Annotated in this window: 23 protein-coding genes, 1 rRNA gene and 1 pseudogene; 5 read left to right on the top strand and 20 right to left on the bottom strand. The window is 44.6% G+C overall.

The features are described from left to right. Nucleotides 1–35 precede the first annotated feature (35 nt). Together HMPREF9698_RS04790 and HMPREF9698_RS04785 are read right to left on the bottom strand one after the other, a co-directional pair. A 16S ribosomal RNA gene (locus HMPREF9698_RS04790) occupies nt 36–1,584 on the bottom strand. 369 nt (nt 1,585–1,953) lie between these two features. Next, nucleotides 1,954–2,661 carry an O-methyltransferase gene (locus tag HMPREF9698_RS04785; protein ID WP_003777859.1) on the bottom strand — a complete coding sequence of 236 codons (708 nt, stop codon included), beginning with the start codon at nt 2,659–2,661 and terminating at the stop codon, nt 1,954–1,956. Between the two features lie 87 nt (nt 2,662–2,748). Here HMPREF9698_RS04785 and cbpA point away from each other — a divergent pair, with 87 nt between their 5' ends. Continuing rightward, nucleotides 2,749–3,396, top strand: coding sequence for a cyclic di-AMP binding protein CbpA (gene cbpA, locus HMPREF9698_RS04780; protein WP_003777857.1), 648 nt, complete (start codon nt 2,749–2,751; stop codon nt 3,394–3,396). Nucleotides 3,397–3,515: 119 nt separating this feature from the next. Here the strand turns inward: cbpA and HMPREF9698_RS04775 are convergent, their stop codons facing one another. The 18 genes and pseudogenes from HMPREF9698_RS04775 to HMPREF9698_RS04690 all read right to left on the bottom strand — a co-directional run bounded on the left by HMPREF9698_RS04775 (nt 3,516) and on the right by HMPREF9698_RS04690 (nt 22,505). After that, nucleotides 3,516–5,099: a gamma-glutamyltransferase gene (locus HMPREF9698_RS04775; protein WP_003777855.1), complete on the bottom strand. Its 1,584-nt coding sequence runs from the start codon at nt 5,097–5,099 to the stop codon at nt 3,516–3,518. A 16-nt stretch (nt 5,100–5,115) separates the two neighbouring features. After that, nucleotides 5,116–5,568 carry a poly-gamma-glutamate biosynthesis protein PgsC gene (gene pgsC, locus HMPREF9698_RS04770; protein WP_003777853.1) on the bottom strand — a complete coding sequence of 151 codons (453 nt, stop codon included), beginning with the start codon at nt 5,566–5,568 and terminating at the stop codon, nt 5,116–5,118. Continuing rightward, nucleotides 5,568–6,767, bottom strand: coding sequence for a poly-gamma-glutamate synthase PgsB (gene pgsB / locus HMPREF9698_RS04765; protein WP_003777851.1), 1,200 nt, complete (start codon nt 6,765–6,767; stop codon nt 5,568–5,570). Before pgsB ends, pgsC begins: the two co-directional genes overlap by 1 nt. Further along, nucleotides 6,764–7,732, bottom strand: coding sequence for a CapA family protein (locus HMPREF9698_RS08465; protein WP_258865652.1), 969 nt, complete (start codon nt 7,730–7,732; stop codon nt 6,764–6,766). The genes pgsB and HMPREF9698_RS08465 overlap by 4 nt, the downstream gene beginning before the upstream one ends. Nucleotides 7,733–8,322: 590 nt before the next feature. Beyond that, a pseudogene (locus tag HMPREF9698_RS09150) lies at nt 8,323–9,534 on the bottom strand (ISL3 family transposase). A 266-nt stretch (nt 9,535–9,800) separates the two neighbouring features. Then, nucleotides 9,801–10,157 (bottom strand): type II toxin-antitoxin system PemK/MazF family toxin, encoded by a 357-nt coding sequence (locus tag HMPREF9698_RS04750; protein ID WP_040292482.1) that lies wholly within the window; start codon nt 10,155–10,157, stop codon nt 9,801–9,803. Between the two features lie 49 nt (nt 10,158–10,206). Further along, nucleotides 10,207–10,458, bottom strand: coding sequence for a hypothetical protein (locus HMPREF9698_RS04745; protein ID WP_003777843.1), 252 nt, complete (start codon nt 10,456–10,458; stop codon nt 10,207–10,209). 145 nt (nt 10,459–10,603) lie between these two features. Continuing rightward, a complete protein-coding gene (gene acpS / locus HMPREF9698_RS04740; protein ID WP_003777840.1) occupies nt 10,604–10,957 on the bottom strand; it encodes a holo-ACP synthase in 354 nt (117 codons plus the stop codon). A gap of 49 nt (nt 10,958–11,006) precedes the next feature. Further along, a complete protein-coding gene (locus HMPREF9698_RS04735) occupies nt 11,007–12,455 on the bottom strand; it encodes a DEAD/DEAH box helicase (protein WP_003777838.1) in 1,449 nt (482 codons plus the stop codon). A 53-nt stretch (nt 12,456–12,508) separates the two neighbouring features. Continuing rightward, nucleotides 12,509–13,903: a UDP-N-acetylmuramoyl-tripeptide--D-alanyl-D-alanine ligase gene (locus tag HMPREF9698_RS04730; RefSeq protein ID WP_003777837.1), complete on the bottom strand. Its 1,395-nt coding sequence runs from the start codon at nt 13,901–13,903 to the stop codon at nt 12,509–12,511. Between the two features lie 11 nt (nt 13,904–13,914). Then, complete coding sequence (locus tag HMPREF9698_RS04725; protein ID WP_003777835.1) at nt 13,915–14,967, bottom strand: D-alanine--D-alanine ligase; 1,053 nt, start codon at nt 14,965–14,967, stop codon at nt 13,915–13,917. A gap of 195 nt (nt 14,968–15,162) precedes the next feature. Further along, entirely contained in the window at nt 15,163–16,551 is a 1,389-nt protein-coding gene (locus tag HMPREF9698_RS04720; protein ID WP_003777833.1) for an L-cystine transporter, read from the bottom strand. A 226-nt stretch (nt 16,552–16,777) separates the two neighbouring features. Beyond that, nucleotides 16,778–17,032, bottom strand: a complete 255-nt coding sequence (locus HMPREF9698_RS04715; protein ID WP_003777830.1) for a type B 50S ribosomal protein L31 — start codon at nt 17,030–17,032, stop codon at nt 16,778–16,780. 233 nt (nt 17,033–17,265) lie between these two features. After that, nucleotides 17,266–18,534, bottom strand: a complete 1,269-nt coding sequence (locus tag HMPREF9698_RS04710) for a UDP-N-acetylglucosamine 1-carboxyvinyltransferase (RefSeq protein WP_003777828.1) — start codon at nt 18,532–18,534, stop codon at nt 17,266–17,268. A 225-nt stretch (nt 18,535–18,759) separates the two neighbouring features. Next, nucleotides 18,760–19,617 carry a class II fructose-1,6-bisphosphate aldolase gene (gene fba, locus HMPREF9698_RS04705; protein WP_003777826.1) on the bottom strand — a complete coding sequence of 286 codons (858 nt, stop codon included), beginning with the start codon at nt 19,615–19,617 and terminating at the stop codon, nt 18,760–18,762. Between the two features lie 72 nt (nt 19,618–19,689). Beyond that, nucleotides 19,690–21,297 carry a CTP synthase gene (locus HMPREF9698_RS04700; protein ID WP_003777824.1) on the bottom strand — a complete coding sequence of 536 codons (1,608 nt, stop codon included), beginning with the start codon at nt 21,295–21,297 and terminating at the stop codon, nt 19,690–19,692. Nucleotides 21,298–21,447: 150 nt separating this feature from the next. Further along, the gene (gene rpoE, locus HMPREF9698_RS04695; protein WP_003777823.1) at nt 21,448–22,014 is read right to left on the bottom strand and encodes a DNA-directed RNA polymerase subunit delta; all 567 of its coding nucleotides are present in this window, start codon (nt 22,012–22,014) and stop codon (nt 21,448–21,450) included. Nucleotides 22,015–22,064: 50 nt separating this feature from the next. Beyond that, nucleotides 22,065–22,505, bottom strand: coding sequence for a YwiB family protein (locus HMPREF9698_RS04690; RefSeq protein WP_003777821.1), 441 nt, complete (start codon nt 22,503–22,505; stop codon nt 22,065–22,067). Nucleotides 22,506–22,672: 167 nt separating this feature from the next. Here HMPREF9698_RS04690 and HMPREF9698_RS04685 point away from each other — a divergent pair, with 167 nt between their 5' ends. The 4 genes from HMPREF9698_RS04685 (at nt 22,673) to HMPREF9698_RS04670 (ending at nt 26,711) form a co-directional block, all read left to right on the top strand. Beyond that, the gene (locus tag HMPREF9698_RS04685; RefSeq protein WP_003777819.1) at nt 22,673–23,533 is read left to right on the top strand and encodes a lipoate--protein ligase family protein; all 861 of its coding nucleotides are present in this window, start codon (nt 22,673–22,675) and stop codon (nt 23,531–23,533) included. Next, on the top strand, nt 23,530–24,879 hold the full coding sequence (locus tag HMPREF9698_RS04680) for an HD domain-containing protein (protein ID WP_003777817.1): 1,350 nt from the start codon (nt 23,530–23,532) through the stop codon (nt 24,877–24,879). Before HMPREF9698_RS04685 ends, HMPREF9698_RS04680 begins: the two co-directional genes overlap by 4 nt. Nucleotides 24,880–25,041: 162 nt before the next feature. Next, on the top strand, nt 25,042–25,839 hold the full coding sequence (locus HMPREF9698_RS04675) for a Cof-type HAD-IIB family hydrolase (RefSeq protein ID WP_003777815.1): 798 nt from the start codon (nt 25,042–25,044) through the stop codon (nt 25,837–25,839). Between the two features lie 68 nt (nt 25,840–25,907). Beyond that, complete coding sequence (locus tag HMPREF9698_RS04670; protein ID WP_003777813.1) at nt 25,908–26,711, top strand: formate/nitrite transporter family protein; 804 nt, start codon at nt 25,908–25,910, stop codon at nt 26,709–26,711. Nucleotides 26,712–26,902: the final 191 nt, after the last annotated feature.

Genomic DNA, 26,902 nt, shown 5'->3' with positions numbered 1-26,902 from the left:
GTGCAAGTTCCCCTGCCCTTTGGCAGGATCCTTAGAAAGGAGGTGATCCAGCCGCACCTTCCGATACGGCTACCTTGTTACGACTTCACCCCAATCATCCAACCCACCTTCGACGGCTGGCTCCAAATGGTTGCCCGGCCGGCTTCGGGTGTTTCAGACTCTCGTGGTGTGACGGGCGGTGTGTACAAGACCCGGGAACGAATTCACCGCGGCATTCTGATCCGCGATTACTAGCGATTCCGACTTCATGCAGGCGAGTTGCAGCCTGCAATCCGAACTGAGAATGGCTTTGGGAGATTAGCTAAACCTCGCGGTCTCGCTACTCGTTGTACCATCCATTGTAGCACGTGTGTAGCCCAGCTCATAAGGGGCATGATGATTTGACGTCATCCCCGCCTTCCTCCGGTTTATCACCGGCAGTCTTGCTAGAGTGCCCAACTCAATGCTGGCAACTAACAATAAGGGTTGCGCTCGTTACGGGACTTAACCCAACATCTCACGACACGAGCTGACGACAACCATGCACCACCTGTCATTCTGTCCCCGAAGGGAACCCTTCATCTCTGAAGGTGGCAGAAGATGTCAAGAGCTGGTAAGGTTCTTCGCGTTGCTTCGAATTAAACCACATGCTCCACCGCTTGTGCGGGTCCCCGTCAATTCTTTTGAGTTTCAACCTTGCGGTCGTAATCCCCAGGCGGAGTGCTTAATGCGTTAACTCCAGCACTGAAGGGCGGAAACCCTCCAACACTTAGCACTCATCGTTTACGGCGTGGACTACCAGGGTATCTAATCCTGTTCGCTCCCCACGCTTTCGAGCCTCAGCGTCAATCATAGCCCAGAAAGTCGCTTTCGCCACTGGTGTTCCTCCATATATCTACGCATTCCACCGCTACACATGGAATTCCACTTTCCTCTGCTACATTCAAGTCCGCCAGTTTCCAATGCCGTTCCACGGTTGAGCCGTGGGCTTTCACATCAGACTTACCGGACCGCCTGCGCTCGCTTTACGCCCAATAAATCCGGACAACGCTTGTCACCTACGTATTACCGCGGCTGCTGGCACGTAGTTAGCCGTGACTTTCTGGTTGGGTACCGTCAAGGGATAGGCAGTGACTCCTATCCGTGTTCTTCCCCAACAACAGAGCTTTACGAACCGAAGTCCTTCTTCACTCACGCGGCATTGCTCCATCAGGCTTGCACCCATTGTGGAAGATTCCCTACTGCTGCCTCCCGTAGGAGTCTGGACCGTGTCTCAGTTCCAGTGTGGCCGATCACCCTCTCAAGTCGGCTACGCATCATGGCCTTGGTAGGCCTTTACCCTACCAACTAGCTAATGCGCCGCGAGGCTATCCATAAGCGGTAGCAGAGCCACCTTTTATTTTCCCAGCATGCACTGGGAAAACTTATGCGGTATTAGCACCCGTTTCCGGGTGTTATCCCCCTCTTATGGGCAAGTTCCTCACGTGTTACTCACCCGTTCGCCACTCCGCCTCTTCCTGCAAGCAGGAAGATTTGGCGTTCGACTTGCATGTATTAGGCATGCCGCCAGCGTTCGTCCTGAGCCAAGATCAAACTCTCGTTTTAAAAGAGTTCAGGTTAACACCTGTTCTATCTTGGTTCATTGTTGTCATAAGTTTTCAAAAACTTATCAAAAGTACTTGAATTGTCTCGCTTTACAAAAAGTAAAGCTTGAGACCCTTGCACTTCTTGGTGTTTATCTTATTTAGTTTTCAAAGATCTAGGTCGCTTGACTGTCTTTCATAGCAACTCATTTATAATACCACGGTATCAGAAATGAGTCAAGAACTTTATTCAATTAATCTTAAGTAATTCTCAATTGAATTTTGTCCCTTTTGCGACGACAAGAAATAGTATAGCAATTGAAGCATTTTTAGTCAAGGACATCTTACATATTTATTTTCTTTGCTCGAAAATACAAAGCCAGCAAAGTGATTAGCCGTCTTCTTGCATAAAGGAGAAATCGGCTTCTTCTTTTTTAGTTATCAATAGAAGCCCGTCACCTAAAGGAAGGATGCTAGCATCCAAGGCAGGATGGTCCAATACCACGTCTAAAAAGTCATTTAGCTTCCGGTGTATCTTGCGGACACGTTTGGGGATTTCTTCTTGGTCCTGTAAAATCGTCCCACCCTGCAAGACATCATCAACAGCTATGATGCCGCCCCTTTGTAAGAGGCGGAAGCAATCTGGGAAAAAAGAATAATATTTGGCCTTAGCACTGTCCATAAAAATAAAATCGTAAGTGTCACTTGCTAGTTCTTGAAGAATCTCCTTGGCCTGGCCTTTTTTCAGGCTGATTTTGTCTTCTAAATTTAAATCCGCAAAAACTTTTTCCGCCCGCTGGTACATATCGGGATTGCGTTCAATGGTTGTGACATGGCCTCCTTCCATCTGGTCCGCCATCAAGGCTGCCGAGAAGCCTATAGCTGTTCCCACTTCTAAAACAGCTTTGGGCTGGACTTGGTGAAAGAGCCAAATGAGAAAAACAACTGTTTCATGGGGGATCACTGGGATTCGGTTTTGGTGGGCAAAAGATTCAAGTTCTTTTAAAGGGCCCGTCAATTGCTTCTGGCCCTTGCGTAAAAACTCCCTTACATCATTGTTAATCACAGGACGGTCCATCATTTCATTGCGTTTATGCATTATTTTTCCTCTTTCATTATAATTTAATAAACATTTTCTCATCATTTTTGGTATAATCCTATTGAAACCACTACAGGAGGAGAAAACATGTTAATCAAACAATTATCAAAACACAAGGATGAGGTCAGAACGATTTCGGAAGACACCACCCTACAAGAAGCTATTGACTTGCTTGAAGCAACCGGCTTCCGTTGTGTGCCAATTTTAGACGAGACAGGCAAGATCTACCGGGGCAACATCTACAAGATGCACATCTACCGGCACAAGTCACGGGGCGGGGACATGTCACTACCAGTCACCCACCTCTTGAAGAACGCCACCAAGTATATCCACTTGAAGTCTTCTTTCTTCAAGGTCTTCTTTATGATTAAAGACTTACCTTATATCACTGTCTTGGATGAAAATAACCATTTCTATGGGATCTTGACCCACTCCTCGCTCATTGATATGTTACAACAATCATGGAGTATTGAGCAAGGCTCTTATGTCATCACCGTAGCTGTGCCGATTGAAAAAGGTTCTTTGGCTGAAGTTGCCAAAATCATCAACCGAACCTGTTCCATTATGAGTGTCCTCTCCCTTGACCTCAAGCACGAACAAGGCCACACCAAGGTCCGCCGCCTAATCTTCACCCTCGAACCCAATATTCAACAAAAAGACTTGGACATCATCCAACGTAACCTAGATAAAAAAGGCTACTCCATCGTCTCCGTTGAAGACTTGCAGGAAGACTAAGCAGGAAGACTAAGTTAGTCAGACAAAAAGACCCAGGCTCGATTAGCTTGGGTCTTTTTGTCTTGCTTTTCTATATGTTTAAAAACATAAGCCAAAACAGTTAAGGATTTAGATACTTGTTAATTAGACAAGGAGTATCCTTCGCGGTAAACATCTCCATAAGCGAAATAATCTTCACCATCATAACCGGCTATTGATATACTGCCAAAGCCATAGAATGTTGCCTTTCTTTCTCTTATAATATTACGTCCACTTCCGTTAATTAATTCTGTTATCACTTCATCTTCTTGATTAACTTCTGATTGATCTAGGATAATAGAGCCATCACGATTGACTAAAAATCTTTGTTGGGTTAGTAGATTGTCAAAGTCCTTATTAAATTGCTCATGCTGTAAAAGAATATAGGCTAAGACCTGGGGAATATAGCCTCCGCCAGGACTACCAATAGCATACTTTTCACTATCCTTATCGACAATGATAGGCGAAGAAGTGGTCCTTGCCCGTTTATGAGGCTCATAGGAATTTATCCCAGTATCAGAAAAATTACGATTTGAGTTATTTAGGAAAAAACCTCCCACTTGGACACGACTCCCCCAAAAGTTAGACAAAGTTTGTGTAGCTGAAATAACCATACCCTCTTGGTCAACTATTGATAGATGAGTGGTCGAACCAGGTTCTTCTTCAAATTGGACTATAGAAGGTCTCTCTTCTCGACTAACCACTTTAGACTGAGCCAAATAGTCCTCTTGGTCAAAATCATAAAATGAAGGATCTGCAATAGTCTGACTGCCATCATTGCGTGCATCTACATATGCCCTTTGGTAAATATCTAAAAACTGGTTTGGCCTTTCTTCTAATGGTCTAATACCTTGGTCAATCATATCTCGGTACATCTGCAAAGTCATTTGGGAGCCAAAGGGGGCAGGAGCACCAATCAGTCGATGGTCACCAAGTTCTAGGATAATAGGATCCATTTCCCGTGTTTGGTAATCTTCGAATTCTTCAAAATTTAGACCAACTGCTTCAGCCACTTGCCTACCCAACTCTCCTTCATAAAAAGGGGTAATACCATTAGCTTGTATTTCTCTGAATGACTCGGCTAAGTCACTTTGTATAAGACGATCTCCAGTTGCTAAGGGTTGACCTTCCCCATCAATAAAATTTTCAAATTGTTCAACTTGACCACCTAATGTTGCTATCTTATAAGAAAGCTTGGGACCGATAGTAAAACCTTCTTCCGCAACAGTAATTGCTGGTTCAATCAAATCTTCCCATGGGAGTTTGCCGTGATCTTGGTGAATTTGCCAAAGACCATCCAACTGACCTGGAATACCAATTTGGTTATCTTGGCTACCAGCCTGGGCCATATAATCATAAAAAATATAATCCTCTGTATCTGGATCATAAACCAAGGCCCCACCAGACCCACCAATTCCTGATCCAAAGCTTTCAGTTACATTTAGCATGAATGAGCTGGCAACTAGGACATCAGCAGCAGTACCCCCATTTTCTAAGACCCACTCTCCTAATTCAGTAGCTAATTTTTCTGAAGTTGAAATGCCGTAATGAAGATTACTTGATTTATTTTCTTGTTCATTGACTTCTTTATCAACATAATTATCTAAAGAGTTTCCTGAAGGCTGACAGGCTATTAGTAAACAACTTAAAAAGATCGATAAAGCAATGGTAAAAATCTTCTTCATCACTTGGACTCCTCTTTTATATAGATATCAGATACAAAACTAAACCGACTATAAGAGTCAATCCCAATGACGCAGCCAAAGTTATCGGCAGTGATTGCCGGCGGTAAGTATTGGCCAGTAAACCGGGAACTACTGCCCCAATCCCCCTAAACATAACCGAATCTAAGGGAAGGAGGGTAGGAAATAAGAATAATTCAATAAGCATTTTTAATGCCAAAGCTACCAAGAGATTTAAAACAAAGTAACGCTTCCCATATAAAATGACAAATTTCGAAATCCCATAATTGACAATCAAATAAACCAGCAGTGAGATTAAATATACTTGAAGAAGCATCAAAGGTTCGTCAATGTAAAGGGCTAAGTATCCCGGGGCAATCATCCCGCCAGCAATAATCCCAAAAAAGCTTTCCACTAGTAAGGATAGGGTTAAGCCCAAAGCCAAGGCAATATAAAAATCTGTTAGAGCCATCAATTCATTCTCCTTCTCTGCCACAAGTTATTTTCATCAAGGTATGCAAAAAAATCTTCACCGACACCATGAATATTTCCAATACCCAAGACAACTTCACCAGAAGCATAAGTCATTAAGGTCATGTAAATATCTTCCAAGGATTTCCCTTCCAAAGATAAATAATCCTTGACCTTAACCCTGCCTGATCTTATAGCCTTCTCAATGATACCAGTATTTTGTCCAATGGCGATAACTCTGGCATCTTTTATTTGACCAATAAAGTCTTTGGTGAATAATTTAGTCCGGTCACTGCGGTCTTCACGGCAATTGATCAAAATAATAGGACTTTCACCTATTAGGCCATCTTCTTTGAGCTCTTCATAGATCAGCATGGTAGAAGTGGGTTCATTAGCAGCAAAGGCATAAGCTAGAATAACCTTCTGGTCAATAGGCTCCCCTATCTCAAACAATTGCATAATGCCCGGATCAGGGTCAGCTTGAAGCATACCTTTAATGGCAGTATCGCGGTCAATGCCGAGTTCTTCAGCAATCGCTAACGGAACAGCTAGGTTGTTAGGGAAAACAAGATAGTCAAAACGTTCCAGTAATTCTTGACTAACTCCTGGTTCATCTATGACTTTTACGCGGCAATTTCTCTCCTGGGCAACTTCTATAAAATAGTCTTTATAACTATCATCCGAGATGACAACAAGGCCATTTTTAGGGATGGTCTTGGCATAGGCCCAAGCAATTTGATCATTTGTTGGACCTAGGATATCCATATGGTCTTCAAAGACATTAACGATGGCTGTAATATTGGATTGAAACATTTCATTAGAGTAAACATCTTGGTACTCTGGATTAACTGCCATGCATTCTAATACAAGGGCATTCGCCCCTCTTTTCCTTGCCTTTTCAATAACTGATATTTGTTCAAAAATATTAGGTCCAGATGGAGGTCTTTCGATCTCTTCCTCTTCCTCTCGGTCCCAATAAATAATGCGAGACTCAGTACCTGTCGTTTTTCCAATAACTTGGTAGCCAACTGCTTGAAGCACACCTGTAACCAAACGAGTGACTGTTGTCTTGCCCCTGGTGCCATTAATATTAATACGTAGGTCAATTTTTTTGATGTTTTCTTCATTACGTTGCTTCTCTATAACCCCTAGTCCAATAAGAAGACCAATACATAAAACAATAACCATTAAGGAAGTCATGGCGTACCTCCATCATTACCTAAGTCAAAATCAATAACTATATTGTCAGCCCTATCAATTTTAAAGTCTTGATCATCCAGGCGCTCAGTCAAGCGTTTTTGAATCCTTTGAGTGATCAAGCCATTAGGATTGGGTTTGGGAATACCTGCCTCTATTTTCATTGGCCTTAAGGTAAAACGAACCTGGTCTGGGCTATTGATATCCATGTCTAAAATCACAGAATCGGTTGAACTTTGCATGCCTTGGTCAAAAATAAAGTTACCTAGGCCATAAAAAATAATCCCATTCTGATATTTTTCAACGGGCAGAAGGGAGTGGGTGTGGGAGCTAATAACAATATCTGCACCAGCATCAATTAGACTTTCAGCTAGCTCTTGGTGGTTTGCATCAGGTTGGCGAATATACTCTATTCCAGCATGGATATAGGCGATAACCAAATCAGATTCTTGGTCATAGCTATTGGCCAGGTTAAGAAAAGCTTGAGAGTTTGTCGTGAGAACACCTGGTTCATCGTTACTAGCTGCTTGGCCAGGTTTAATCACGTCGCTAACTGCAAAAATGGAGGTAGTCAAATCATTCGCAACAAACTGATAGGCTTGACCAGCTTCTGCTTGATCATGACCCATTCCAATATAATCCATTCCCACATGTCTTAAAATTTCCATGCCGTCAACCATACCTTGCTTGCCCATGTCGCCAGTATGGTTATTGGCCATGGATACCAGGCCAATGCCAGCTTCTTGCATGGCTTTGACAGAGTCAATGGAAGAATCCAAATAAATACCTCCACTTAAACTTGAAGCCGGCTTAACGTAAGTTCGATTGTCATAGGTGACGGCAGATTCAAGATTGGCAACAACCAAATCTCTAGTATCAAAATGGGATTTAACATATGTAAAAAAATTCTCATAACCCTCTCGTTCACCGATTTCTGCAAGATAGCGACTCAAGGATATATCACCCACAAAAGATATAGATGGGGTCTCGACATTGGCTTGAACATGAAATTGAGACTCTGGGCTAGCTTGGGTTGAAAACGTCCTGTAAAAAAATCCCCCAATAGTTAGACATAATACAATTACAAAAAATACAAGAACTTGGCCCAAACTAGTTTCATTTCGTTTAAGGTAAATTTGGATCCTATCCTTAACTGAGTGCTTCTTGTGCAATTCAGCACGGGGCGGTAGTTTCAATTTTAAACTCTCCTTTTAGCATGATAAGGCCTAATGCAAGCCCTTTATTTTCAGTGCTTACTGAACTCTATTAAAGACAAGAAAGCACATACTCCTAATCCTACAGAAAAAAAAAAAAAAAAAAACAAGGGGGTTCTCTTTTTTTTCAATAGTTTGTCTAGAGAATTTTGGTTGAAAAACTAGCATAAGATCAGCCCCTTTCGTACTAGCCCTCTGACTCTACCACAAGCAAACGGCAGAAAAATAAAACAGCAAGCAGTCGACTGCTTGCTGTTTTATTCCTGGCTCTTCATTTTTTAGCGTTGGTGGTATAATATAGTCACTGTTCTTTTTTGGGGCAACTTCTTAAAGTTGCCCCTTTTTTATTGAATGGGTTGGGAGCTAAAGTAAAGGCAAATCCGGTCGAGGTAATTGCCAAGGTTTCGGAAGCCATATGCAATGCGGTTTAAGACTTTGATTTTATGATGGGTACCTTCAATTTTACCGTTGGTATACGGATAGTGGAAGGTGTTCTCAATAAAGGGGAGGTGTTTGGCCAGGGTTTTGAGGCTGCGTTTCATGTAGTTGGATAATCCTTCTTGGTTGACGGCTAATCGATCTTCTAGCTTGGCCATGTCTTGGTCTTCAATGGCCTTTATCAAGTCTTGATAAAGCCGGTAATGCCGTTTTAAGGACGGATCATAGGCCAACATTTCCTGAAGAATACCCGCTTCGGTTCGTTGACCAAAGAGACGGTAAAAGTGATAGGACGTATAGGATAAGTCAGATTCTTTTTTTAAGAAGAGCTTCCAATAAGCTTTGAGTCGCCTCTATTTCTTTTGATCCGAAGAGTTGGATTTGAGTTGGTTCATGTATTGAATCCGGGTTTGGTTAAACGACCGATTGATCAATTGGACTAAGTGGAAGCGATCAATGATGATCTTAGCTTGGGGGAAGAGTTCACGAATACAAGAAACATAGCCGGCATTCATGTCAATGGTCACCGTTTGGACCTGTTGCCGGTCTTTTAGACTGTACTGGCTGATAAAGTGTTGGGTGATTTTATATTGGGTCCGACCGGAAACAATACCTAAGATCTGACCGGTAGCGGCATCAATATAGTCAAAGGCCATTTTCCCTTTCTTATATTTAAATTCATCAAAGGATAGGTGGGCAGGCAGGCTTTTGGGGCCCTTCCGTCTTTCTTTCGCCGCTAGACGGGCAAAACGGGCAACGGAAGACCAAGAAATATTGAAACGTTCGGCGATATCTTTATATGAAACCGCCCGACTTGCTTCAAAGGCTACCCCAGCTTTCAGCGGATTGGCAATAAAGCAATTGAAGTTAACCAAATGGGTCGAAGCCATAAATGTTTTCCCACAGGAACGGCAATAAAAGCGTTGCTTACGGAGACATAAATAAAAGGGTTTGAAGGGGTGAAAGGGGAGGGTAATCATGGATTCCTGCGTGCCATTTTTGATGATGGTACAGTCTTGGTTAACGACACCACATTTAGCACAGCAGTGTGGTGTGTAGGTTAAAGTGGCATGAAGAATCAAGGCCGCTTGTCCTTTGACTTCCCTTTCTTCCGTCATCGGCTCCTGAAAAATAATGTTTTCATCTTGAATCTGAATTAAATTTCGAATATCATGTTGATGAGGCAAGTGAATTTCTCCTTTCTTAAGTTGTGGTGACTATATTGTAAGGGGAATTCACTTGTTTTTCTATATATAAAAGAAAAAAGGGCGAAAACATCAAATAAAAAATGACGCTGGTGAATCCCTCACCAACGTCAAATGTTGTAGAACCTTATTCCTCCAAGACGGTTTAAAATCTCTCTATAACTTGGGCTTGGATGGCTTTAGATATATTTATATTTGTTAGAAAGTCCGATGCTTATCCTCAAGGCATCGTCAATTTCTTTCATTTTTTCTTTCTTTAGCTGTGTTACCTTGTCCTTAATCCGTTGTTTGTCAATTGTCCGAATTTGTTCAAGTAAAACGACAGAATTCTTTTCTAAGCCATTTTTTTCTCCAACCTCAACGTGCGTCGGCATCCGGCCCTTATTTATCCTAGTCGTTATGGCAGCAACAATAACAGTAGGGCTGTACTTGTTCCCTACATTATTTTGCAAAATCAATACCGGTCGCATGCCGCCTTGTTCAGAACCCACCACCGGAGATAGATCTGCGTAATAGATCTCCCCTCTTTGCACCACTGGCACTCCTCCTAATAAAGACTCATCGGTTGAAGAATCTTATGTCATTTTACAAATTTATATTGACCTCGTTGTCACATTCAGAAAATTCAGCTGCTATCTCTAAATTGAGGTTAGCCATTTCAGCATAACCTTTGCGCATTTGATTGATCATCATTCGGCTCTCATCAACGAAGCGGTCCATTAAGTGTTCAACAATTTCGTCCTGGTCAAAACTAGATTCTTCACAGTAAGCTTGAAAGGCATTGTAAGTCCCCGAATCCACTTTAACAGTTAATTCTTTTGATTGTTGTTCTTCCATGATACACCCTCCGAAAGAAATATTAAATAGCGAAAAAGGACAGCAACACTATGGCTACAATTTTATCACACTTTATTCACATATCAAGCTATTCAGTTTACTGGTTCGGAAAAATGGAAATCACAGAATGGCCAGCTTCAAAGTCTCAAACTTCTTGTAAAAGAACCTGGGCCAAGCAAAGATCTCTGGAGTGAGAAATTGAAATCAAAGCCCGGCTATCTTTGGGCTGTGCGGTCAGGACTGGTTGGCCCTGGTCATTGAATAGGATTTCAATATCTTTAAAGCTCAAGCGTCCAAGACCAGTCCCCAAGGCTTTACTGTAAGCTTCTTTACCGGCAAACCGACCCGCTAGAAATTCAATTTTCCGCCTGCCAGTCACTTTCTCGAAATAAGCCAACTCACTTTGAGTTAAAATCCGCTGGGCAAAGCTGGGCTTCCGGTCCCAAGCAGCTTGAATTCGGCTAATTTCAACAATATCGACACCTATTCCTGTAATCATTTGTAACCCCTCCTAGAAAATGATCAGACCGAGAGAAAAAGCAAGTTTTTTAAGGTCCTTTCCCTCTCCTTTTATGTCTATGCCGCTTGTTTTTGTCAACCTTGCCTTGGCGCCGTTTTCTTTGTCCTTTGTTTGGGCCTCTTTTGTTTTTGGACTTCTTACCTGACCGTTCTAAATGGGGCAGGTCTTTTTGTGGACTGAGTTTGACATCCTGAGCAGAAATTTGGTCCTCAGTCAAAACCTTGACCAAAAGAGCCACCAAGTCTTTAGCCGGGTAGTGGTCTAACAAATCCTCTGCAGCAGGGTAGAGAGAAACTAGGTCGTCTTGGTCGAGACTGGACTGAACATTTTGGTAAGCTGCATCAAGCTTGTGGTAGTATAAGTCGCTTGAAGTCGGGGGCTTAAGGGGTTGAAGTTTGTGGCCAATTTCTTTCTCAAGTTTTTTTAAATAGCCATGTTCTTTGGGTTCGAAGAAGGTGATGGCCATCCCTTGCGAGCCTGCCCGTCCCGTCCGTCCAATCCGATGGGTGTAGCTTTCCGCATCTTGAGGGGCATCAAAATTGAAGACATGGGAGATATGGTCGATGTCCAAGCCCCGAGCAGCTAAGTCTGTGGCGACTAAGAGCTTACTTTGACCGGTCTTAAGCCGGTGCATAACGGCTAGTCTTTGCTTTTGGGAAAAGTCACTGTGGAGGCCTTCCACTTGATAGGTCATTTGTTGCAGGGCCTGGACCATTTCATCCACCCGCTTCTTGGTCCGGACAAAGATCAAGGCAGCTTTCGGGTCTAAAACCTGCAAAAAGGCATGAAGGACCTGGAATTTTTCCGAGTCCTTGACCTTGGTAAAGAACTGGCTAACAGCTTGGGCCGGTTGACTCTTACTTCCTAAACTGACCTGGTGGTAATTGGGGATGAAGTCTTTTGCAATGGTTAGGACTTCATCAGGCAAGGTAGCCGAAAACAGAGCTGTTTGCTGGAGCATACCCAAGTAGCTTAGGATCTCTTTGATATCCTCAATAAAGCCCATGTCCATCATTTGGTCAGCTTCATCTAAAACAAGCCTGGTCACTCCAGAAGTATCCACCTTCCCCCGCTGCAACAAGTCCAACAAGCGGCCAGGTGTGGCCACTAAGATTTGACTGCCCTGCTTAAGGGCCTTGATTTGGTCTTTGATTGAAACACCGCCAAAAATGGCCAGGCATTTTAAAGACTTAAAGTAACCAAAGGAGTCGATTTCCCCCTTGACCTGGCTGGCCAACTCCCGGGTAGGGGTTAAGATCAAGGCTTGAGGTCTAGCTTGATCAGGGTCTAATAAGTCAAGCAAGGGGAGGGCGTAGGCAGCTGTTTTCCCTGTCCCCGTCTGTGCCTGGCCAATGACATCCTTCCCCTCTAAGAGCAAGGGAATGGTCTGAACTTGGATTCGGGTCGGCTGGCTGTAACCCTTCTTGCTTAAGGCCTTAACTAAATCTGGACTTAATTGGAGGTCCAAAAAATTCATCTGAACGACTTCCCTTCTTTCCTAGCACCGGGGCCAAAAAAAACCCTGACCCATTAGTCTAGGGGCTGGTTTTCATCATCTTCTTTTTGACTAAGGGCTTGGACCACTTTAAGCAGACCTGTTCCTAGACTGGACTTCAACAAAAGATAAGTAGATGGACCCATGATGTCTTTTAAGAAGTCGGTCAAGGCTTTTCGGTCTTCTGGAAAGTAAGTCAAGTGATCGGGATCAAAATCATCCTTCAAGACCTGATAGAGGGCTGCCATTTCAGTTCCATATAAAACAACCCGGTCTAAAAGTTTGGGGTCTATGGCTTGACTAAGGGACTGGTGGAGTTGACTGGACAAGGATCCTAACTCCCGCAAGTCACCTAAAACAGCTATTTTCTCACCCGCTAAGTCTAAATGGCTGAAATATTCCAAGACTGCCTTCATGGAAGTGGGACTAGCGTTGTAAGCATCATTTAATAGGTGGGCCTGCTTGTAGCCGTCCAACCACTCCAGCCGGTTTTTGCTCAGCTGGAAATGGGCTAAGCCCTGGACAGCTAGTTGGAGGTCCAAGTTCAAGACCTGGGCTACCAAGACTGCAGCTAGGGCGTTAATGACATTATATTTTCCTGGTGAAGGGATGGTAAATTGCAGACTAGGGTCCAGGTTAAGGGTAAACTGGCTTTGCCGCTGTCCAATCTCAGTAGTCAAAGGATAGATGTCATTGTGGGGCGATTGGCCAAAACGCAGGCTATGGGGGTGGTGGTTCAAGGCAGACTCAAGCAGGGGTTCATCACCGTTGGCAATAAAGACGCCCTGGTCGCTTAGGCCGTCTAGAATTTCCAGTTTGGCCTGGGCTATCATGTCCCTTGACCCAAAAAACTCAATGTGGGCTTCACCAATCATGGTGATAATGGCAATGTCAGGCTGCAAGAGTTTGGACAAGGCCGAGATCTGACCTGGTCCATCCATGCCCATTTCAACAACTATGACCTGGCAGTCTTCAGGCATGGCTAAGATAGTCATGGGCACGCCCAGTTCATTATTTAAGTTGCCAACTGTTTTGTGACACTTAAATTCTTGGCCCACCACACTAGCCACCATGTCCTTAGTAGTGGTCTTCCCATTACTGCCGGTGATGGCAATTTTCATAGGTGCGACAGCTTCAAGATGCCACTTGGCCAGGTCAACTAGGGCCTGGTAGCTATCTTCTACCTTGATCAAGGGAAGGCCTTTAGGGGCTAAGCTTGAATCTTTGGCCCAAAAGGCTCCGCTAGCTCCTTGGTCTAGGGCGGCTTGGGCAAAATCATGACCATCCCGCTGGCCTAAAATAGGAACAAACAAGTCACCTGGTTCAAGTCGCCTTGAATCAAAGTGGACCCCGGTGACCTCCTCCTGGCCGTCCGCACTAACTAGTTCTCCCCCAACTGCCTGGGCAATCTCTTTTAATTTCCAAGACACCGTTATGACTCCTATCTATCTTTCAATTGCTTAGCTTGTTTCATTCGGTGGCGTTTCAAGCCCAACTGGATCAATTCCTCAATCAAGTCTTTATAACTGAGACCAGTTGCTTCCCATAATTTGGGATACATGCTAATGGTGGTAAAGCCTGGGAAGGTATTGACCTCGTTGATGTAAATTTTTTTGTCTTCCGTCACAAAAAAATCTGCCCGGGTTAAACCGCTCCCATCGATGGCTAAAAAGGCCTTGGTCGCATATACTTTCAACTGGCTGACCACTTCAGAATCTAGCTTGGCTGGGATATCCAGTTGTACCGTATTGTTTTCATACTTAGCCGCATAATCATAAAATTGGGCATCCTTGACCAGTTCCCCTGGGACAGAAGTATGGACATCTTCATTGCCTAGGATGGACATTTCAATTTCCCGGGCTGTGACCCCTTCTTCCACCACAATCCGGTGGTCATATTCAAAGGCCAAATTGATCCCCGCCTTGAGTTCCGCTTGGTCGTGGACCTGAGAAATGCCAACACTGGATCCCATATTAGCGGGCTTGACAAATATAGGGTAACTTAAATGGCTTTCGATATCTCGGACCACCTCTTCTGGATCATAAACCCAATTATTGTACAAAATGGCCTGGTAGGGGAGTTGGGGGATGCCAGCTTGTTCAAATAGGGCTTTGGATATAATCTTGTCCATACCAGTTGAACTAGCTAAAACACCGCAGCCCACATAAGGAACATTTAAAACCTCAAACAAGCCCTGAACTGTCCCGTCTTCCCCGTTCGGACCATGGAGGACTGGAAAGGCTATGGCCTCCTCTTCTTGAAGCTTGGCAAAGTCAAATCTTGTTGCAAAATCCCCTAAACGAAGGTCGCTATCTTTTTGGACCTGGTCTGGGTCGGTAATGGTCGGTCCTTCTAACCAGACCCCCTCGCGGCTAATGTAGACCAAGTTGACTTGGTAATTATCATAAAAAATTTCTTTTAAAATATAAAAAGCAGAAATAATCGAAATATCGTGTTCAGCGCTCTTACCGCCATAAATCAAGAAAATATCCATCGTCTTAAATTCCCTTCAATATATAGAATACCTTACTTATTCTAGCATAAACCCTGGCCCAGTAGGCAAAAATTTTGCTAGACTTCACCTAGTCAGCCATCCAAAAATCCTCTCCTGGCCCTAACAAAAGCAAAAGACCCTCAACAAGGATCGCTTGCCGAGGGTCTAATTTTCTTTTATTGGAAGTAAAAGTTATTAAAGCGAATATTCTGAAGTCAATTTGTGGTCTGGGCTGTCATAGACTTCCTTGTCTAGGGTGCCTTCCCGTTTAGCTGAGATAACACCAGCCACGATACTGTCATTGACGTTTAAGGCAGTACGGCCCATGTCAATAACCGGTTCGATGGAGATCATTAGACCAATGATTTCTACTGGAAGGCCTAGGGTACCAAAGACGATGAGGGCTGCAAAGGTTGCCCCGCCCCCAACACCGGCAACACCGAAGGAAGAAATGGCCACTGTGACAATAATGGTAAGCCAGGTCCATGGGTTTGATAAGTCCATACCGACTGCTGGCGCAATAATGGCTACCAGCATGGTTGGGTAGATACCAGCACAACCATTTTGCCCGATTGACAATCCAAAGGCACTAGAGAAGTTTGCATTGGCATCATCGACACCCATGGCTTCTCTTTGAGTTTGGATGTTCATTGGCAAGGCTCCTGCACTAGACCGAGAAGTGAAGGTAAAGGTGAGAACTTCACGAGCATTTTTGAAATAAGTGATTGGGTTCAAGCCAAAGAGGGCTAGGATCAAGCCGTGGACAAGGAACATAGCGATAATGGCAACATAGCTAGCTACTAAGAAGGTACCCATATTAATCAAGGCATTAATACTTGATGTGGCCACCATATCAGTCATCAAGGCTAGGATACCAAAAGGTGCCATTCGAAGAACAAGGGTCACAATTCGCATAACAATAGCGTGAAGGGTTTCGATAAAACGTTCAAATGTTTCCCCTTGTTCAGGCTGCTTACGGCTAACACCTAAGTAGGCAATCCCGGTTAAGGCAGCAAATATGACAACTGCAATAATACTGGTTGGGCGACTGTTGGCAAAGTCTTCAAAGATGTTGGCCGGAATGAAACTGACAATTTGTTCAGGTAGGGTCAAGTCAGCAATTTCAGCTTGTGACTCTTGGACCTCAGCGATCCGCTCCATTTCAGCAGCTCCCTGGGTAAATTCTGCCCCATCCAAGTTAAAGAGGATGGTGGTCAAAATACCGATAGCTGAAGCGATCATAACAGTCACAATCAAGAAGGTTAAAACATTAACACTGATCCGGCCTAAGTTGGCACTCCCCTTAACTTGGGTGAAGGCACGGATAAGAGACACTAAGATCAAGGGAACAACGACTAATTGCAAGAAACGGACATATCCGTTACCGACAATATTGATCCAGTCAACAATTGTTTCAGTGGTCCCACTTTCAGCCCCAAGGATAAGTTGGATTACTCCACCAAGGACAATCCCAAGTCCTAAAGCAATAAAAGTCCGCTTGGTATAGCTAACGTGATTAGCTTGCAGGCGGTACAATAAGTATAATAATGCTATAAAAATAGCCAAGAAAATAACTGTAGCCATGAAGATCCTCCTTTTACTTACTTTTTGTAATAATTTCTACTCTAATAGACTACACCCATAGCTTAAATTTGGCAAATATTCAGACCGGTTCTTACCATTTCTTAATCAATACCTGGGTTTTTATTATTTATTTGATTAATATTATTTATAATTCACCCGACAAGGTAAACTTCCCCAGCAAAATAAAAAAGCTCCCACTAGTGTGAGAGCTGAACCCCACGAAATTTTAGTTTTCGTCTGTGAGGCCATATTTTTTGTTGAAACGGTCGATCCGACCATCTGCTTGGGCGAATTTTTGCCGTCCAGTGTAGAAGGGGTGGGAGTCAGCGGAAATTTCAACCCGAATTAAGGGGTATTCATTGCCGTCTTCCCATTCAACTGTTTCATCTGACGTTTTAGTTGAACCAGTTAAAAATTTAAAACCAGTCGTTGTGTCCATAAAGACAACCTTGTGGTATTCTGGGTGAATATCTTGTTTCATCTCTTTCACTCCTTACGCCATGAATTCTTTGCGAAATCATAGTCCTCACGTGATGACTCTTCAGCCAATCCTTTTGCAACGTCCTTTATATTAGCACGTTTCACCCAATAATGCAATCACTTTTTTGGAGCTTTTCCATATTTTTTGAAGAAACTGGCTACAGAACCTAGCCCGGTAAAGTAACTTCTAGTTAAAGCTAGTCAAATAGATCACTGGCCACAAAGCTAAACTGCTCAGTCTTCCTCTTCCTGCATATAAACATCTGCTCCTAGGTCATTGAGTTTTTCAACAATATGAGAATAGCCTCTTAGAATTTTGTCAACGCCAGTAATTTCCGTCTGACCCTCCGCGATCAAACCTGCATTAATCAAGCATGCTCCGGCTCTTAAATCACTGGCTTCCACTTCTGCTCCCTTAAGAGGGTGGCCACCTTCAATGAGGATGATATCGCTTTCGACTCGGATATTGGCCCCCATCCGTTCCAGCTCAGGGATGTGCTTGACCCGTTTAGGGTAGATGGTATCGGTGATAACAGACTCCCCTTTGGCCAGAAGCAAGAGGGGGGTGATAGGCTGCTGGAGGTCAGTGGCAAAACCAGGGTAAGGCAGGGTTTTGATGGTAACAGGCTGCAGGGGTTTACTGGGGGCTTTCACCCGGATACTGTCTTCCCCGATGTCCAGGTCAATACCAATTTCGTCGAGCTTGGCAATTAAACTATCAATATGTTCAACTATAACATTGTTTACCAGGACATCCTCCCCAGCTGCCGCTGCAATAGCCAGGTAGGTCCCAGCTTCAATCCGGTCGGGGATGATGGAGTGCTGGCAGCCAGTCAGCTGGTCAACCCCTTCAATCCGGATCATATCAGTGCCAGCCCCACGTATTTTGGCCCCCATCTTGTTCAAGAGGGTGGCAACATCAATAATTTCTGGTTCTCGGGCCGCATTCTCAATGACCGTCCGACCTTGGGCCCGAACAGCGGCTAACATGATATTAATGGTTGCACCAATCGAAACGACATCTAAGTAAATCCGACTACCCACTAGGCCTGAATCACGGGTTTTAAGGTACATGGCCCCCATTTCATTATCCACATCTGCTCCAAGCAGGCGAAAGCCTTTCAAGTGCTGGTCGATGGGTCGTGGCCCCAGGAAGCAACCACCGGGAAGACCGACTACCCCTTCACCGAATTTGGCCAAGAGGGCTCCCATAAAGTAATAGGAAGCCCGCAAGCTTTGGATCTTACCACTTGGCATGGGGATAGAGACCATTTCTCTTGGGTCAATGGTCAAAGTGTTTCCGTCAAAGTCGGTCTTGACATTCATTTCATTTAAAATCTCCAGTAGGGAATGAACATCCTGGATATCGGGTACCCCTTCTAGGGTTACCGGGCTGTCTGCTAAAATAGAGGCTGGAATGAGAGCCACCGTACTATTTTTGGCCCCTGACACTGTGACTTCTCCCTTGAGGGTCCGGCCACCGTTGATGATTAATTTTTTCATTATATTCATCCAATCTTATAGGATTCTTGGCAAAAATTGCCCTTCTTATTTACAATGACTCCCTTAAAGTATATTAAACAAGGCCATAAAATACAACAATAATTCAGCTCGAAACCAAGCGATCGAAAAAAGTCAGGCTAGTAAAGTCTAGACTACAAAAAAAAACGAGACCCCACCTTGAAGTGGGCCCCGTGCTTGGTCTATCTTTTAAGAAAATGGTCTAGCCTAAGCTTTTTGGCTTGAGCCAAAGATGTCCATTTTTTCTTTCGTTACCCGGGTAATGTCTTCTTTGCCAGGTCCGATAATCTTACGTGGGTCGTAAACTTTTTCGTCTTGGGCAATAACTTGACGAGTCCGTTTAGTCCATGCTTGTTGGAGTTCAGTGTTGACATTGATTTTACTGTGACCGTATTCGATCGCTTGTTTGATTTGGTAGTCTGGAATACCGGAGCCACCATGGAGGACAAGAGGGGCCTTGGTTAATTCAGAAATTTCTTTCATTTCGTCAAAGCCAAGTTTTGGCTCCCCATCATAGTCACCGTGAACCGAACCCAAGGCAGCGGCTAGGGCATCGATGTTTGCTTCTTCGACAATTCGCTTACATTCTTCTGGATCAGCATAAATGACACCGCCAGTGACTCCGTCTTCAGTTCCACCGACTGCGCCAACTTCCGCTTCCACAGATACCCCCTTAGCGTGGGCATATTCCACAACTTTTTTAGTGTTTTCGATGTTCTCGTCAATTGGGAACTTAGAATTATCAATCATGACTGAGGTAAAGCCAGCATCGATCGCTTTTTGGCAGGCTTCAAGGGTTGAACCGTGGTCAAGGTGGACAGCAATCGGAACTGTAATTTCCATTTCTTCAAGCAAGGCATTTACTATGCCCATGACCACTTTAAAGCCACCCATGTATTTGGCAGCTCCTTCCGACACCCCTAAGATGGCAGGGGACTGGGCTTCCTGGGCAGCTTGCAAAATAGCCTGGGTCCACTCTAGATTGTTGATATTAAACTGGCCGACCGCATAGCCTCCCTGCAAAGCTTTGTTTAACATGTCTGTCATATTGACTAAAGGACTCATTTCAAGTTTGCCTCCTATTATAAATTTTTACTTACCAAGGTCATTGTATCAAATTTACAAGGAGCAAACTAGCTATTTATTAGCCCGAGCTTGTAGTGAGGCTTCAATAAACTTGGTAAAGAGGGCTTGAGGCCGGTTGGGACGGGAAACAAATTCGGGGTGGAATTGGGTGGCCACGAAGAAGGGGTGGTCAGTTATTTCAATGATTTCAACCAATTTATTGTCTGGTGAAACCCCCGAAATAGTCAAACCATGGTCAGTCAAGACTTGACGGTAGGCATTGTTAAATTCATAGCGGTGGCGGTGACGCTCTTGCACCACATCGTCTTGGTAAGCTGCTTTAGCTACACTATCTTCAGTTAATTTACAAGGGTAGAGACCCAGACGCAAGGTCCCCCCCATATCCTCAACATCGTGCTGGTCAGCCATCAAGTCAATAACCTTGTGGTCAGCATCCGGGTCCACTTCAGCAGAGTTGGCCCCAGCAAGTCCGGCAACATTCCTAGCATATTCAATAGTGGCCAATTGCATACCCAGGCAAATGCCCAAGAAAGGAATCTTGTTTTCCCGGATGTATTTGATGGCTGTTAACTTACCTTCTAACCCGCGTGACCCGAAGCCACCCGGGACCACCACGCCGTCACATTGGTCAATGGCCTGGATAATTTGGTCAGCTGTTTGGGTTTCGGAGTTAACCCAATCAATTTCCACATCGGAGTCAAAGGCAAAGCCAGCATGTTTCAAGGCTTCATTCACTGACAGGTAGGCATCCGGCAATTCAGCATACTTACCAACCAAGGCAATCTTAACTTTGCGAGACAGGTTTTGGACTTTTTCCTCAAGTTCAATCCAGTTAGACATGTCAGCTTCTGGGGCATCAATTTTCAGGTGTCGGACTACAATTTCATCCAAGCCCTGTTCTTTCAAGCGCAATGGGATGGAGTACAAGGTATCCACATCGATGGATTCAATGACAGCTTGAGGTTCCACGTCAGTGAACAAGGCCAACTTGTCCTTGATGGATTGGTCAATTTCTTGGTCAGACCGGACAATCAAGACATTGGGCTGGATCCCTAGACTGCGTAGTTCCTTGACACTGTGCTGGGTTGGTTTGGTCTTCATTTCCCTTGCTGCCTTGAGGTAGGGAATGAGGGTGGTGTGAATGTACATCACATTATCTGGGCCAACTTCTGACTTCATTTGGCGTAAGGCTTCTAAGAAAGGCAGAGATTCAATATCACCCACTGTTCCGCCGACTTCAGTGATCACAATATCAGAATCAGCTGTCCGGCCTGCCCGCATGATTTTATCCTTGATAGCATTGGTAATATGAGGAATGACTTGGACGGTGGCTCCTAGGTAGTCTCCTCGTCTTTCCTTGGCCAATACTTCAGAATAGACCTTACCAGTGGTCACATTGGAATAGCGGTTTAAGTTAATGTCAATAAAGCGTTCATAGTGGCCTAGGTCTAGGTCCGTTTCGGCCCCATCATCAGTTACGAAAACTTCTCCATGCTGGTAAGGGCTCATGGTGCCTGGGTCGACATTTATGTAAGGGTCAAATTTTTGAATGGTTATTTTCAAGCCCCGGTTCTTGAGCAAGCGGCCCAATGAAGCAGCCGCAATCCCTTTGCCGATTGACGAAACAACACCACCGGTTACAAAAATATATTTTGTCACAATTATGCCTCCTTAAGAATTAAAAACAAGAAAGCCCCCTACCATCATAGTAGGGAGCTTGGTTATAGTCGAAGTTAGTCTCTTTTTAAAGAGAGCCCAAGCATTAGTTTAAAGATGAAATCGGCATCCGTCAAGTCTTTTATTTGGTCATTACTCATCGTCATCTGTTAAGACGTCTTCGTCGTCAACAATGGACTGGTTATCTTGACTAGCCTTTCGATCATCTTCGAGATCTTCGATATCGCTAGAGTATTCATCCAGGTCGTCTTCATCCCCATCGTCGGTGATTTCATCTGGGGCAACATTTTCTTCATCTTCGTTGACAGCCTGGTCATCTAATTCTTCTTCTGCGTCGTCCATAACTTCTTTTTCGACATGTTCTAAGTCATCAAAGCCATCTTCCGCCTGCTTGGGTGTGACCTTCTCCAGGTCGTTGTCATGGGTCAACTCTTCATCGATAGAGTCAACTGGATACCATTCACGCAAGCCCCAATGGTTGTCGCCTAAAGAGATGAAGCGACCGTCAATGTTTAAGTCGGTGTAAAATTGGCCCATACCGCTTTCGATCTCGTCATCTGACAAGTCTAGATATTCAGACACTTCACTCAAGAGGTCGTTGAAGTGCATCAAGTCATGGACCTGGTCCAAAATAGCCTTGGCCACATCAATCATGGCTAGTTCTTCTTTTTTCTTTCCATCAAACTCTTTTAATTCCACATCTGACTTCCTTTCACGATTCAAGTCTTGTCTAAGCAAAAGCTAACCGGCTAAGTGGTAAAGTTGAACTGGATTTGGTAGTCGCCTAATTCTTGTCCATTCATTTCAAGTCTGTATGAAATATCGACTTGACCAGAAAAAGGTTTTTCATGGTAGGCAATGTCCAAAGACCGGGTCTCTACCTTAATTTCAGCAGGACCGGCTGGGGTGTTTAACTTGGTGTAGGTGGCTTGGTCACTGTCAAAGACAAGGTTGGTCTTGTGCTGGTCACCAAAACGGGTCAAGTGAACCCGGTTGTCGCTTGTGATTTTAACCATGACGGGCACCTTGCCATCATCATAGCTTTCTTCAAAGCGGATGTAATAGTGACCGTTCATTTCCACAAAACGTCCCATCTCTTCAAAAATATGTTGGTTAATGTCGCCAGCTTGACTGGTCTCTGTTTTCATCACAATCTCTGCTGGCACACCATTTTTTTCTTTCTCGTCCATACCATCACCTCTTTACTCTTGAGACTACCGAGTTATTTTACCACAAGTTAGGGTAAAAACCTAGTCAAAGACTGGTCCTTTAAGCTAAGAAGAGAGCCTAGCGCCATATTAATGAAGACTTATTTTTGGTATAATGGCAAGGAGATTATATAGAAAAGGAATTTGATATGAATACAAGCTACCCTTGGATAAAACAAAGCTATTCCATCTACCATGCCCAGCAATTTCCTGGTGAAACCAATCCCTTGACCTACTTTTCCTTGACTGACGCCCTGATCCACCATGCGGCCAATACGGAAGAGCCCATGCTCTACTTCTGGCCGACAGAAAAATTGGTCTTTTTAGGCATGATCGACACCAAAATGCCCTATATTGAAGATGCACTTGAAGTTTTAAAAGACCACAACTACCGCTATGTCTCCCGTAATTCTGGTGGCCTAGCCGTGGTCAGTGACCCCGGCATCTTAAATTTTTCCATGATTTTCCCTGAAGAAGGCAAGCAAAGGCTCAAAATCAATGACGCCTATGAACGGATGCATGCCTTGGTGTCTGAAACTTTCAGGGACTACAATATTGACATCCAAGCAAAAGAAATTCCAAACTCTTACTGCCCTGGCGATTACGACCTGTCCATTAATGGCAGAAAGATTGCCGGCATTTCCCAAAGACGGGTCAAGGGCGGGTCGGCTATTATGATTTACATCGGTATCAATGGTAATCAAGATGAGCGGTCCTACCTGATCAAGGACTTCTATGCCCAAGGGATTAAGGGCCAAGAAGTCAAGTGGGATTATCCCAATATCGACCCCAAAGTCATGACCACCGTCTCTCAAGAATTAGGCTTTGAGATCAGTGTCGACCAGGTAATTGACCTCATCATCCAGGTCTTTGAAAGACACGGCCAGGTCAAGCAGGGCCCTTACACCGAGGACATCATCGTCAACTACCAGGATGAATACCAAAAGATGATCCGTCGCAACCAAAAACTACTAGGCCCCTTATTTAAGGAAGGAGTGGACGAGGGATGAATACTGAAACATTTGAAGAAAGCAACCGGCTAGCTTATGAGAAAGTCTTTCGGGACCCGGTCCACGACCATGTCCATGTCAACCACCAGCTGATCTTGGACCTCATCAACGCCAAGGAGTTCCAGCGCCTACGCCGAATTAAACAGTTAGGCACCTCCCAGTATACCTTCCATGGGGCGGAACACTCCCGCTTTTCCCATTCTTTAGGCGTTTACGAATTGGCCCGGAAGATCATCAACAACTTCAACCGTCGCTACAACGGCGACTGGGACGATAGCTTTCGCCTGGTCACCCTGTGTGCGGCCCTCTTGCACGATATTGGCCACGGCCCTTTCTCCCATACCTTTGAAAAAATCTTCCAAACTAACCACGAAAAATTGACGACTGATATTATCCTCCAGGAAGGAACGGAAGTCAACCAGATCTTAAGAAGCGTCTCCCAGGACTTTCCCAATCAGGTGGCCAGTGTGATCACCCAAGACCACCCCAACCCCCAAGTGGTCCAATTAATTTCGAGCCAGATTGATGCTGACCGGATGGACTACCTCCTCCGCGACGCCTACTATACCGGGGCAACTTATGGGTCTTTTGACCTGTCCCGGATCATGCGGGTTATGCGGCCTTATAGCCAGGGGATTGCCTTTGACATTTCCGGCATGCATGCTGTGGAAGATTATATCCTCTGCCGCTATCAAATGTATATGCAGGTCTACTTCCACCCCGTCTCCCGGGGGATGGAGGTTACCCTAGACCGACTGCTTAAACGAGCCAAAGACCTCTATATTGAAGGTGAATTAGAAAGTCCTACCCCCCACCTGGCTCCATTTTTTGAAGGAAACTTTAACCTGAACGACTACTTGAAACTGGATGACGGAGTCCTCTTGACCGCCATTTCCATGTGGACTGAAGACCGGGACCCTTATCTCAAGGAACTGGCCCAGATGTTTCTCAACCGCCATCCCTTGAAATCCATTGAATACAATCCCGAAACCGACATGGCCACGGTCGACCACCTGAGAGACATAGTCAGCCAGGCCAGCTACGACCGGGACCTCTTTACCGCTTTAAACCGGTCCTTGGACATTTCCTATGACTACAAATTGAAGAAGAAAGCCCCTATTCTTCTCTACCTATCGGACAATGACCTGTCAGAGTTAGGCGAACAATCGAAAATTGCTCATATTTTAAGTGACAATATCCACGGAGACTACCGGCTCTATGTCCCCCGAGAATTTGTCAAACCATCTGACTTTGAAACTATGGGCATCTTTTCTGACTTGTACCGGGAATTTAGCCGGTATGTGTCTAAGGGTAAAATCGTTCGCCAATACAAGGGAAAAAGCTAGGCAAGAGATCAGCAGCCTGGCCACTAGTAACGGAAAGAATAAAAGACCTAGGGCCAAGTCTAGGGATTAAAAAGTTCCAACACTCACCCGCTACAGCAATACAAATAAGTATGCACCAACCTACACCTATGAGTCGATAAACAATAGAATTAGGAGGAAAGTATGATAAAACTAATTGCCATCGACATTGACGGAACCCTTTATAATTCCCAAAAAGAGGTCAGCCCTGCCAACCTAGAAGCTGTCCAAAAGGCCTTACAGGCTGGCATCAAAATCGTCCTATGCACGGGCCGGCCCACCCCAGCTGCCATTCAAGCAACCAAGACTTTAGGCTTGTATGGCCATGACAACTACTTGATCACCTACCATGGGGCTGTAACCAGCCAACTGAAAGACCTCAGCCGGACCCGGTCCCTGCCTCTCTATGAGGACCAAATCAAGCAATTGTTTGACCTGGCCCAGGACCAAAATATTTACGCCTTTTCCCAAAAAGACACCGCTATCCAAGCCCTAGAGGAAGCTGCTCCAGACCTGGCCAAGTACGAAGCCCAATTGGTCGGTCTGCCCATTGAGGTTACCCCAAGACAAGACTTGACCCAGGCAGATAAGTTTATGATGGTAGCACCGACTGACAAGCTAGACCAGGTGGCCCAAAACTTGACGCCAGACCTCTATAACCACTACACCATTTTGCGGAGCGAACCCCGCTTTATTGAATTTATCCACAAAGATTCTGACAAGGGGAGAGCCACAGCCCAACTAGCTGACCAATTGGGCATCCCCATGTCTGAGGTCATGGGGATTGGCGACGGTGGCAACGACCTCCAATTAATTGACCAGGCAGGACTTGGAGTGGCCATGGGGAATGCGGTCCAAGACCTCAAAGACAAGGCTGATTACGTCACTGCAAGCAATGACCAGGATGGCTTGGCCCAGGCTCTTGAAAAATTTGTTTTTTAGCTAGTAGCCATTGATTTTTAAGCCCCAACGGTTACAATTTATATAGATTAAAAATAAGGAGTTTTTAAATGGAAGAGCGATTGGAGACCAAGTCAGATTTCATCAAAAAAGTAGCCGCCTCGACCCGAAAGAAGGAAGAACTCTTCGACCAAAGTAAGGCCCACTATTTTGTCCGAGCCATGTATGCGGGAGCTATGCTGGTTTTTGCTACAGCTGGTGGCGCATATGCAGCAGATGCCTTGAACAAAATCAACCCTAACCTAGGCAAGTTTGGCTTTGCTTTTATCTTTGCTTTTGGTCTGGTTTGGATTTTATACTTACACCATGAATTGGTGACCTCGAATATGATGTACTTAACAGCTTCTTGCTATCACAAGATTATTACGCCTCCCAAAGCACTCTCTATCCTTCTTTTTTGTACCCTGGGAAATATAGCTGGTGCAGTTCTGGCAGGTCTTTTGATTGGCAATACCAGTCCTTTCCAAGCCTTGACAGCCGATTCCTTTATCTTGACGGTCTTGGATGGCAAGCTAACCAAGGAAGTTGGCCTCATCTTTTTAGAAGCCATTGCCGCTAATATCTTTGTTAACATTGCCATCCTGGGCTTTATCTTAACCAAGTCAGAAATGGCCAAAATTTTTATGGTCTTGACCGCTATTTTCCTCTTCGTTTACTTGTCTTACGAACACGTGGTCGCCAACTTTGCTATTACCGGCATTGCCTGGTTTACCAATGTTGGCGTCTCCTACTCCCTAGGCCATATCCTCTTCACCTGGCTGGTGGCCTGGCTGGGTAACTATGTAGGCGGTGGCCTGATCATGGGTCTAGTTTATGGCTGGTACAACGACGACCAGTTAAGCTACCGTGACTAATTGAAGCTTACAAAAACCCCATCCAAAAACTGGACGGGGTTTTTGTAGGGTCTAAATCTTAGGAATAACTAACCAAGAAGGCCATGCTTAAACCTGGAACTTGCTTCGAAAATTACGGCTCTTTCGCCAAGTATGGGCAATCTTGGGGGAATTCCTATTATCGCTGAATATAGAAAAGACCATGGCCAAGT

The organism is Alloiococcus otitis ATCC 51267, assembly GCF_000315445.1.
In the GTDB taxonomy this organism is placed as follows: domain Bacteria; phylum Bacillota; class Bacilli; order Lactobacillales; family Carnobacteriaceae_A; genus Alloiococcus; species Alloiococcus otitis.
This window is presented reverse-complemented; position numbering and strand designations above follow the sequence as displayed.